The 10,137-nt window shown below is 69.0% G+C and carries 9 protein-coding genes, 1 tRNA gene and 1 pseudogene; 6 read left to right on the forward strand and 5 right to left on the reverse strand.

All coding sequences use genetic code 11. From position 1 onward, the window contains the following. From ACI379_RS09660 to ACI379_RS09670, 3 genes are all read left to right on the forward strand, one after another. The coding region (locus ACI379_RS09660) for an FAD-dependent oxidoreductase (RefSeq protein WP_439791869.1) at positions 1-516 on the forward strand (516 nt) is incomplete at its 5' end. Between the two features lie 116 nt (positions 517-632). Further along, positions 633-2,081 carry a pyruvate kinase gene (gene pyk / locus ACI379_RS09665; RefSeq protein WP_439791870.1) on the forward strand — a complete coding sequence of 483 codons (1,449 nt, stop codon included), beginning with the start codon at positions 633-635 and terminating at the stop codon, positions 2,079-2,081. Positions 2,082-2,176: 95 nt separating this feature from the next. Then, the gene (locus ACI379_RS09670) at positions 2,177-2,824 is read left to right on the forward strand and encodes a hypothetical protein (RefSeq protein ID WP_439791871.1); all 648 of its coding nucleotides are present in this window, start codon (positions 2,177-2,179) and stop codon (positions 2,822-2,824) included. Positions 2,825-2,859: 35 nt separating this feature from the next. Here ACI379_RS09670 and ACI379_RS09675 read toward each other — a convergent pair. Beyond that, positions 2,860-2,932: transfer RNA gene (locus tag ACI379_RS09675), tRNA-Leu, on the reverse strand. Positions 2,933-2,970: 38 nt separating this feature from the next. Here ACI379_RS09675 and ACI379_RS09680 point away from each other — a divergent pair. Continuing rightward, complete coding sequence (locus ACI379_RS09680) at positions 2,971-3,585, forward strand: ANTAR domain-containing response regulator (RefSeq protein WP_439791872.1); 615 nt, start codon at positions 2,971-2,973, stop codon at positions 3,583-3,585. A gap of 225 nt (positions 3,586-3,810) precedes the next feature. After that, the gene (locus ACI379_RS09685; protein ID WP_439791873.1) at positions 3,811-5,127 is read left to right on the forward strand and encodes an ABC transporter substrate-binding protein; all 1,317 of its coding nucleotides are present in this window, start codon (positions 3,811-3,813) and stop codon (positions 5,125-5,127) included. A gap of 222 nt (positions 5,128-5,349) precedes the next feature. On the opposite strand, the gene ACI379_RS09690 is transcribed toward ACI379_RS09685, so the two are convergent. From ACI379_RS09690 to ACI379_RS09705, 4 genes are read right to left on the reverse strand one after another with little or no spacing between them, the layout of a single operon-like run. After that, the gene (locus ACI379_RS09690; protein ID WP_439791874.1) at positions 5,350-6,159 is read right to left on the reverse strand and encodes an ABC transporter ATP-binding protein; all 810 of its coding nucleotides are present in this window, start codon (positions 6,157-6,159) and stop codon (positions 5,350-5,352) included. Beyond that, positions 6,156-7,181: an ABC transporter ATP-binding protein gene (locus tag ACI379_RS09695; RefSeq protein ID WP_439791875.1), complete on the reverse strand. Its 1,026-nt coding sequence runs from the start codon at positions 7,179-7,181 to the stop codon at positions 6,156-6,158. The genes ACI379_RS09690 and ACI379_RS09695 overlap by 4 nt, the downstream gene beginning before the upstream one ends. After that, positions 7,171-8,154, reverse strand: coding sequence for a branched-chain amino acid ABC transporter permease (locus ACI379_RS09700; RefSeq protein ID WP_439791876.1), 984 nt, complete (start codon positions 8,152-8,154; stop codon positions 7,171-7,173). Before ACI379_RS09700 ends, ACI379_RS09695 begins: the two co-directional genes overlap by 11 nt. Before the next feature lie 15 nt (positions 8,155-8,169). After that, the gene (locus tag ACI379_RS09705) at positions 8,170-9,507 is read right to left on the reverse strand and encodes a branched-chain amino acid ABC transporter permease (protein ID WP_439791877.1); all 1,338 of its coding nucleotides are present in this window, start codon (positions 9,505-9,507) and stop codon (positions 8,170-8,172) included. Positions 9,508-9,892: 385 nt separating this feature from the next. On the opposite strand from ACI379_RS09705, the pseudogene ACI379_RS09710 reads away from it, so the two are divergent. Beyond that, positions 9,893-10,137, forward strand: a pseudogene (locus tag ACI379_RS09710) (GNAT family N-acetyltransferase); the annotation flags it as partial.

Consider the following 10,137-nt stretch of genomic DNA (forward strand, 5'->3'; position numbering starts at 1 on the left):
CTCGAGATCATGCCGCAGCCGGGCGACGACCGTCCTGCCGGCCAGCCGTGGCCGACGTACCCGATGCTCTTCCGCGTCTCCTCGGCCCACGAGGAGGGCGGCGAGCGCGTCTACGCCGTGTCGACGCAGGAGTTCGTCGGCGACGAGCAGGGCCGCGTCAAGGCGCTGCGCCTGGTCGAGGTGGATGCCCGGTTCCAGCCCGTCGACGGCACCGAGCGGGAGATCCCCGCCGACCTCGTGCTGCTCGCTATGGGCTTCGTCGGCCCGGAGCAGCCCGGCCTGGTGGAGCAGCTCGGCGTCGACTTGGACGAGCGCGGCAACATCGTGCGAAACGACTCCTACGAGTCCTCGGTGCCCGGCGTCTTCGTCGCCGGCGACGCGGGTCGCGGGCAGTCGCTCATCGTCTGGGCCATCGCGGAGGGCCGTTCGGCTGCCGCGGCCGTGGACACCTTCCTCACCGGCAGCACCACGCTGTCGGCACCGATCAAGCCGCACGAGCGTCCGCTGACGGTGTGAGACCACCGACCGGGAGCCCCGCTCGACGCTCCCGGTCCGTACGGCCCGAGGCCCTCCGGAGAAATTCGGGGGCCTCGGGTTGTTTGATCGATCCAACAGAGCGATAGGCTCACGGGGTGCGAAGAGCCAAGATCGTCTGCACCATGGGTCCGGCCGTGGCCACCCCCGAACGCATCCGTGACCTGGTCCGGGCCGGCATGGACGTGGCCCGTCTCAACATGAGCCACGGCTCGTACGAGGACCACGAGCGCGTCTACCACATGGTCCGGGAGGCCTCGGACTCCTCGGGTCACGCGATCGGCATCTTCGCCGACCTGCAGGGCCCCAAGATCCGGCTCGCCCGGTTCGCCGAGGGGCAGGTCTTCGTGGCTGCGGGTCAGCAGTTCACCATCACCACCCGTGACGTGCCCGGGGACGCCGACATCTGCGGCACCACGTACGACGGCCTTCCCGGTGACGTGTCACCCGGCGACCCCGTCCTCATCGACGACGGCCGCGTGCGGCTCCGGGTCCTCGAGGTCACCGACACCGACGTGGTCTGTCAGGTCGTCATCGGCGGCCGGCTGAGCAACAACAAGGGGATCAACCTGCCCGGCGTGGCCGTCTCCGTGCCCGCGCTGTCGGAGAAGGACACCGAGGACCTGCGCTGGGCGCTGCGCATCGGTGTCGACTTCGTGGCGCTCAGCTTCGTGCGACGGGCCGCGGACGTCGAGGACGTGCGCGCGGTGATGGCTGAGGAGGACATCTGGGTCCCGGTCATCGCCAAGATCGAGAAGCCCCAGGCCCTCGACAACATCGCCGAGATCGTCGACGCCTTCGACGGCCTCATGGTGGCGCGCGGTGACCTCGGCGTCGAGCTCCCGCTCGAGGACGTCCCGGTGCACCAGAAGCTGCTCATCGACCGGGCCCGTGCCAACGCCAAGCCGGTCATCGTGGCCACGCAGATGCTGGAGTCGATGATCACCGCGCCCATGCCGACGCGCGCCGAGGCCTCCGACGTCGCCAACGCCGTCCTCGACGGGGCCGACGCGGTCATGCTGTCCGGCGAGACCTCCGTCGGCGAGTACCCGGTGGTTGCCGTGGAGACGATGGCCCGCATCGTGGCCTCGACCGAGAACCACGGCCTGGACCACATGGCCGCGGTCACCTGGACCCCGCACACCAAGGGCGGGATCATCGCCAAGGCGGCGGCCGAGGTGGCCGAGCGGTTCGGCGCCAAGTACCTCGTGGCATTCACCGCCAGCGGTGACTCGGCCCGCCGTCTGGCGCGTTACCGGGGACGTACGCCGGTCCTGGCCTTCACCACCAGCGCACGGGTGCGCTCGCAGCTGTCGATGACCTGGGGCGTGGAGACGTTCATGATGGCCGACGTGCAGCACACCGACGAGATGGTGCACCAGGTCGACGAGGCGCTGCTCGCCATCGAGCGGGTCGAGGAGGGCGACCACGTCGTCATCATCGGTGGCACGCCGCCGGGCATCCCGGGCTCCACCAACGCGCTGCGCATCCACCGGATGGGCGACGCGATCCGGGGCGTCGCTCCGGCGTACCGCCGTCCGAGCTGATCCGGACGGATAGGGCCCATCGCTCGCCCCCTGGCGCTCCCGGCCGTACGCTCGGAGTGAGGGCGCCCGCCCTCGCACGTGGGAGGGGTACTCAGATGCGCACGACAGCGTTCAAGCGGGGAGCAGTGGCAGTGGTGTCGGCGGTGGCGCTCGGGGCGGGGCTGGTTCCCGCCACGGCTTCCGTCGCCGACTCGGGCGAGACCACCGCCGTCGCCGCGGCCAGTGGGTGCAACCCCCGCACCTTCACCCCGACCGTTCGCTCCCAGAAGGTTTACGACGGGGTGGTCGTGACGCACGCCGCGAGCGTGGAGCTGGCGCCGGGGGAGTCGGTGACCGACCTCCCGTGGGAGTGGGCGGAGGAGTTCACCGCCACTGCCGTGATCGACGGCACGTCGCGCCCCCGCGTCGGCGACCGGCTGATCGCCAAGGCGTCGCGTCAGACGGGGCGGCGGATCAAGAAGGTCGGTTCCACCACGGACCGGGGCACCGTGCCTCCCACGGCTGAGATCACCAACACCACCGACAGCCAGGACGACTTCGTGGCCTACCGGGGGTCGGTGACGGTGAAGTCGTACATCGTGCGCTCCTCGTGCGAGCGGGTGGCCGGCAGGGCGCCCAGGGTGCGGTGGAAGCGCGTGGGGGCGTGGGCCAGCTACCTCAAGGTCGTCCAGGGCGTCGGCAGCTGCAACCAGACCAGCGACGGCAAGGTCGAGCGGTACGCGGTGACAATCTTCTGCCGCTGAGGCGGTTGCACGGCAGTCCCGCCGGGGGAGTGAAGTGCCCCGAGTGAGACTCGAACTCACACTGGACGGTGTTTGAGACCGCTTCCTCTGCCATTGGGATACCGGGGCTTCGGAACCGAACAGTACCCCCGACTAGGCTGTGGACCGTGACCGACTCCCTCGTTCCCCCCGCTGCCCCCGTCCGACGTGTGGTCATCGCCGAGGACGAGGCCCTGATCCGGATGGACCTCGCCGAGATGCTCGCCGAGGACGGCTTCGACGTGGTCGGGCAGGCAGCGGACGGGCAGCGCGCGGTCGAGCTGGCCCGCGAGCTGACTCCCGACCTGGTCATCCTCGACGTCAAGATGCCGGTCCTCGATGGCATCGCCGCCGCCGAGGTCATCGCTGGCGAGCGCATTGCGCCCGTGGTGATGCTCACCGCCTTCTCCCAGCGCGACCTGGTCGAGCGTGCGCGCGACGCCGGTGCGATGGCGTACCTGGTCAAACCCTTCAAGCGTGGCGACCTCGTGCCCGCCATCGAGATGGCGACCAGCCGCTTCGCGGAGCTGCGGCAGCTGGAGGCCGAGGTCGCCGGGCTCACCGAGCGCCTCGAGACGCGCAAGGTCATGGACCGGGCCAAGGGCATCCTGCAGAGCGACCTGGGGCTCAGCGAGCCGGACGCCTTCCGGTGGATCCAGAAGACCGCGATGGACCTGCGCATGTCGATGAAGCAGGTCGCCGAGGGCGTCATCGACCACGGGCCCGCCGTCACCGGCGAGTGAGTCGTCCCCGCTGAAGACCTTCCGGCAGTCCCAGGGCGAGGCCGTACGCCTGCCTGCGTGAGGGCACGGTCGAGCGCACAGGTTGAGCGTTGATATGGCTTAGGTCACAACTTCGCAACGAGAGTTCGTGCGGCCTTGAGATGCCAGAACGCCGGTATACGTTTCCGTCCTGCGGTGGCAAACCCGTGCTGTCCGCAACATCATGAGGAATCACCCGGAGGGTTCATGAAGCGCACCAGGACGACCCGTCTGGCCGTGGCTGCAGTGGCCAGCGCACTCGTTCTCGCTGGTTGCGGTGGCAGCGACGGCGACAGCGACAGCGACAAGGACAGCGACAAGGACAGCAGCGCCAGCGGCGCTCAGCTGTACTTCGTGGACGGCAACACCGCCGACTACTCCAAGGACTTCGACGCCGGGACCCTCGAGGGTGTCCGCGCGACCTACCCCGGTGCCGAGCTGGGCGACGCCTTCAAGGACCGCCTCCTCGAGGTCGACCCCGAGCTGAAGGACTTCACCTACGGCCCCGAGTCCTACGACGCGACCGTCGTGGTGGCCCTGGCTGCCCTCGCCGCCGGCAACGACAGCGGCAAGGCGATCGGCTCGAAGATGTCCGAGGTCACCTCGGGCGGCGAGAAGTGCACCGAGTTCAAGGTGTGCGCGGACCTGATCGCTGACGGCAAGGACGTCGACTACGACGGCGTCTCCGGCCCGATCGAGCTCAACTCGACCGGTTCCCCGTCGTCGGCCACCATCGGCATCTTCCAGTACGGCGCGGACAACACCTACGCCCCCGAGCGCTTCGAGACCGGTGAGATCCCGGACGTCGACAACGTCAAGGACGACCAGAAGGTCTCCGGCAACATCCCGCAGGGCGACGGCACGCTGACCATCGGCACCCTGCTGCCGCAGTCCGGTGACCTCGCGTTCCTCGGCCCGCCGGAGATCGCGGGCGTCCAGCTCGCCATCAAGGAGATCAACGCCGCGGGTGGCTACAACGGCAAGGACGTCGCCCTGACCCAGGCCGACTCCGGTGACGGCACGCCCAACATCGCCCCGAGCGAGACGGACAAGCTGCTCAAGGCCAAGGCTGACGCCATCGTCGGTGCCGCCTCGTCCTCGGTGTCGCTCTCGGTCATCGACCGCATCACCGGCGCCGGCGTCGTGCAGGTCTCCCCGGCCAACACCTCCACCGCGTTCGACTCGTACGCCGACCAGGGTCTGTACTTCCGTACCGCTCCCTCCGACGTGCTGCAGGGCAACGTGATGGCCAACCTGGTCCTGGGTGACGGCTACGAGAACGTCGCCATCCTGGCCCGCCAGGACTCGTACGGTGAGGCGCTGGCCAACAGCGTCAAGACCTTCTACGAGGAGGCCGGCGGCAAGGTCGTCGAGTTCAAGCTCTACGACCCCAACGCGGCCAGCTTCAGCGCGGAGGTCAACGCCCTCAAGGCGGCCGACCCGGACGCGATCGTCCTGATCTCCTTCGACGAGACCAAGAAGATCGTTCCCGAGCTGATCAAGGCGGGCCTGGGTCAGAAGTGACCTGAGTCCACCGCACAAGGCCCCCGGCGCCACGCCGGGGGCTTTGTGCTGCCCGAGCAGTCTCGACAGGCTCGACCGGCGGTGGGGCTCGGCCGGCGGTGCGTCTCGACCGCCGGTGGGGCTCGACCAGTGGTGGGGCTCGACCAGGGGTGGGTTCACGACCAGCGGTGCTCCGGGGACGCCGAAGGCCCGGCCCCCAGGGACCGGGCCTTCGTGGAGGCGTCAGCGGGCGTTCTGAGCCAGCGTGCCGAGGTACAGCTCGATCACCTTCGGGTCCTTGGCCAGCGCCTGGCCGGTGCCCGTGTACGCGTTGCGGCCCTGGTCGAGCACGTACGCGCGGTCGCAGATCTGCAGGCAGCGCGCGGCGTTCTGCTCGACCATCACGACCGAGACCCCGGCTTTGTTGATGGCGCGGGTCTGCACGAACACCTCGTCCTGCATCGCGGGGGAGAGTCCCGCGGACGGCTCGTCGAGCAGCAGGACCGACGGCTCCATCATCAGGGCCCGGCCCATCGCGACCATCTGGCGCTCGCCGCCCGACAGCGAACCGGCTCGCTGGTTGCGCCGGTCGCGCAGTGCGGGGAAGAGGTCCGAGACGAAGTCGAACCGCTCGGGGAACTTCTTCGGGGCCTGGAAGCACCCCATCTGGAGGTTCTCCTCGATGGTGAGGCTCGGGAAGACGTTCTCCGTCTGGGGGACGAACCCGATGCCCTTGGAGACGAGGACGTCAGCGCGTGCGTTGGTGACGTCGTCGCCGCGGAGCTCGACGGTGCCGGTGTGGATCTTCACCAGTCCGAAGAGGGCCTTGAGCAGCGTCGACTTGCCGGCGCCGTTGGGGCCGATGATGCCGACGAGTTCGCCCGGCTGGCAGTAGAGGTCGGCGCCGTTGAGGATGTTGACCCCGGGGACGTACCCGGCGATCAGGTTGTCGGCGCGGAGCACCGCGCCGTCGGCGTTGGCCAGGTGGGTCTCACGGACCTGGGGGTCGACGCGGGGCGCGCCGGCCTCCGGCTGGTTGGCGTCGGTGCTCACGGGGTCTCACCCTCCTCGTCGTCGAGCACGACGTGACCGGCGTGCTCGGGGTCCTGCTCGGCAATCTCCTCGAGCTCGGTGATGTCGACGTCGTGGTGGGCGCCGAGGTAGGCGTCGATGACCCGCTGGTCGGACATGATCGAGCTGGGCGGACCTTCCGCGATCACCTTGCCCTGGGCCATCACGATGACCCAGTCGGAGATGTCACGGACCATGTCCATGTCGTGCTCGACGAAGAGCACCGTCATCCCGTCGTCGGCCAGCGACTTCACGTGCCCCAGGAGCGACTGCTTGAGCGCCGGGTTCACGCCGGCCATCGGCTCGTCGAGCATGACCAGCTCGGGGTCGACCATGAGGGCCCGAGCCATCTCCAGCAGCTTGCGCTGGCCGCCCGAGAGCGCTCCGGCGAACTCCTTCTCCTTGGCGTCCAGCTTGAACCGGGCCAGGAGCTCGCGGGCACGGACGGTGTTGGCGGCCTCCTGGCCGGACCACAGGGGCCACAACCACGCCGCCCAGAACTTCTCGCCGCGCTGACCGGTGGCGCCCAGGCGCATGTTCTCCAGGACGGTCAGCTTGGACAGCACCTTGGTCAGCTGGAAGGTGCGCACCATGCCCATGCGGGCGACCTTGTGCGGCGCGACCTTCTTGAGCGAGGTGCCGTTGAAGGACCAGTCGCCGGTGTCGGGCTGGTCGAAGCCGGTGAGCAGGTTGAAGAACGTGGTCTTGCCGGCACCGTTGGGTCCGATGAGGGCGGTGATCACGCCGCGCGGGATCTCCACGTGCTCGACGTTGACGGCCGTGAGACCGCCGAAGGTCCGGCTGATGTTGTCGGCGACCACGATCGGGTCCGGCTTGGCCGCCCCGGGCTCGTGGGCGACCGACGCCAGGGCCGCACGTGCCTCGGCGCGGCTGCGGCCGGGGCGCGTCGTCGGTTCGGCCGTGGCGACGCTGGCCTCGTTGGCGTGGTCGGGCTCCGTGGTCGACTCGGGCGTCGCCGGGGTACCAGGGGTCTCAGCGGGCATCGAGGGCCACCTCCTTACGGTCTCCGAAGATGCCTTGCGGGCGGTAGATCATGAGCAGCATCAGCACCAGGCCGACGACCATGAAGCGGACGTTGCTGACCTGGTCGGAGCTCATGAGCGACGCGGGGATGATCGCGTTCTCGCCGGTGGAGAGCTTGGTCAGCACGCTGCCGATGAGGGACAGGCCACCCCAGAAGAGGATCGCTCCGACAACCGGGCCGATGATGCGCGCGGCGCCGCCCAGGATCAGCATGGTGAAGGCGATGAAGGTGAAGTCGGTGTTGAAGCTGTCGGGCTGCACCGAGGCCAGCCCCAGGCCGCCGATGAAGCCGCCGAACGCTCCGATCACACCACCGAGGACCAGCGCCTGCATCTTGTAGAAGTAGACGTTCTTGCCCAGCGAGCGGACCGCGTCCTCGTCCTCACGGATGCTGCGCAGGACGCGTCCCCAGGGGGAACGCATCAGAAGGAACAGCAGCACGCACACGACCACCACGAGCACCCAGCCGACGAGCAGCACCCACGCGTCGTTGCGCGAGAACGTGAGGAACGAGCCCATGTCCTCGGGGAAGGGGTTCATGGAGCGGAACTCGCTCGTGAAGGCGCTGACGCCGTCACGAGCGTGGAAGTACTCCTTGAACGTCGTCGAGAAGACCAGACGCAGGCTCTCGGCCGCGGCGATCGTGACGATGGCCAGGTAGTCGGCCCGCAGCCGCAGCGTCGGGATGCCCAGGAGCAGGGCCAGCAGGACCGCGCAGCCGATGCCGGTCAGCAGGGCCAGCCACAGAGGGAAGCCGAACGAGGCGATGGTCACGCCCATGCCGTACGCGCCGACGGCGCAGAAGGCCGCCTGACCGAAGTTGAGCAGGCCGGTGTAGCCGTAGTGGACGTTGAGACCGATGGCTGCCAGCACGAAGGACAGCGCCATGGGGGAGAAGGCGTCGTGGAAGGCGCTCTGCAGGATGTCGAACATGGTTTCCTCCCGGCCTCAGCCGATCCGTTCCTTGCGCCCGAGCAGACCTTGAGGTCGGAACAGCAGGATCAGTGCCAGCAGTACCAGCGCTCCCGCGTTCTTCAGGTCCGAGGGGATGACAAGGGTCGACAACTCGATGAGCAGACCGATGATCAGCGAGCCGATCACGGCGCCCCAGATGCTGCCCAGCCCGCCGACCGTCACCGCTGCGAACAGCAGGAGCAGGACGAGCTGGCCGATGGTGAAGGTGACGCCCATCGTGAAGCCCAGGAAGACGCCGCACAGGGCGGCCAGCGCCCCGCCGACGACCCACACGAGCGTGATCACCTGGCTGACGTTGATGCCGGTGGAGGAGGCGAGGGCCGGGTTGTCCGAGACGGCGCGGGTGGCGCGTCCCAGCCGGGTCTTGCTCAGCGCGAGGATCACCACCACGAGCACCAGGATCGAGATGGCCGCGATCATCAGGTCGCGGGTGGCGTACGTGACGCCGAGCGCCTCACGGCTCTCCACCGTGACGTACTCGCGGTAGTTGTTGGCGCGGCCCCGCGTGACGTACTGGAAGACGTTGCGCAGGAAGAACATCAGGCCGATCGAGACGATCATCATCGCGATCAGGCCGGTCCCGCGCTTGCGCAGCGGTCCCCACAGGCCCTTGTCCTGGATGAAGCCGAGCAGCGCGCCGCCGATGACGGCGAGCACGGCGGCCAGGGCGAAGGGCAGCTCGAAGGTGCTGTTGAACAGGAAGGCGACCAGCGCACCGAACGTCACCAGCTCGCCGTGCGAGAAGTTCGTCAGGCCGGTGGTGCCGAAGACCATCGAGAGCCCCAGGGACCCGAGGGCGATCACGATTCCGAAGAGAAGGCCGTTGTAGACGAGCTGCGGGATCCGGTCGAGGCTGCCCTCGACCTGCCGGTTGTCCGCGCCGAACGGGAAGATGGCCGAGGCGCTGCCGCCCGGCTGCAGCTTCACGGTGCGCGGGTTGGGCTCGCCCTCGCGCAGCTTCACACCCTCGGGGAAGGTGTCCTCAGTGACAGCGACCTCGAAGGTCCCGCCGCCCTCGGGCACGGGGACCTCGATCTCGAAGCGACCGTCGGCGTCGCTCTCGCCCGTGGTCTCGGTGCCGTCCGGCCCGGTGACCACGATCGAGACGCCCTCGACGGGGGCGTCGTTGTTCTCGGCGTCCTTGAGCGTGCCGCGGACGATGCCGCTGCCGTCCTCCGCGTGAGCCGGCGACAGGGCCAGGCCCGGCAGCAGGAGTGCCGCGAGGACCAGCAACGCCGAGGCGAGCAGGCCGACCGCCCGTGAGCGGTGGCCCTGACCGGGCCGCGTACGTGTCTTCGAGGCTGGGATCATGTGCGTCCTCGTCGCCGATGGATGATGTCGCTGACTGTGCACCACAGGCGAGACTGTAACCCGATGTGATCCAGATCACTCATCGGTGGTGGGTGAACGCCCCGGATCCGAGGATACGCCCCGCCGTCTCGCCGCCGGGCTGGCCCGGTGGTGCGTCAGGCTACAACGGGTCGGGGCCCGCTGGAGGGCACGCGGCGGCGGGCGCGGTAACAACTTCGACACGAGGACGTCTCGTCGAGGAGTCGGACCTTCGGCGCGATTCCGCAAGCTCGTGCACGGAGGGTCTTGTCAGCACCCGGCCGCGGGCGCGTAATCTTCGGCAGCAGAGGGTGTGGTTCGGGGGAACCCCTTCATCCCCCTGTCCGTACCTGGAAGGCCCACGCTCATGTCACGCAGTGCGGTCACGCTGCGCCCGGCGCGCCCCACCGACGCCCCTGTGCTCGCGAAGCTCTGGGCCGACGTGCTCCAGCGAGGCCACGAGGACGAGCACGAGGCGCACTGCCAGCGGATCATCGCGCGTACCGAGTACGACTCCTCCGAGCGCATCGTGGTGGCGGTGTACGACGGCGAGGTGGCCGGCGCCGTGCACCTGCGGTCCACAACGGTGTCCCCGTTGAACCTCGAGCCGAT

Source organism: Nocardioides sp., assembly GCF_051876515.1.
GTDB lineage: Bacteria > Actinomycetota > Actinomycetes > Propionibacteriales > Nocardioidaceae > Nocardioides.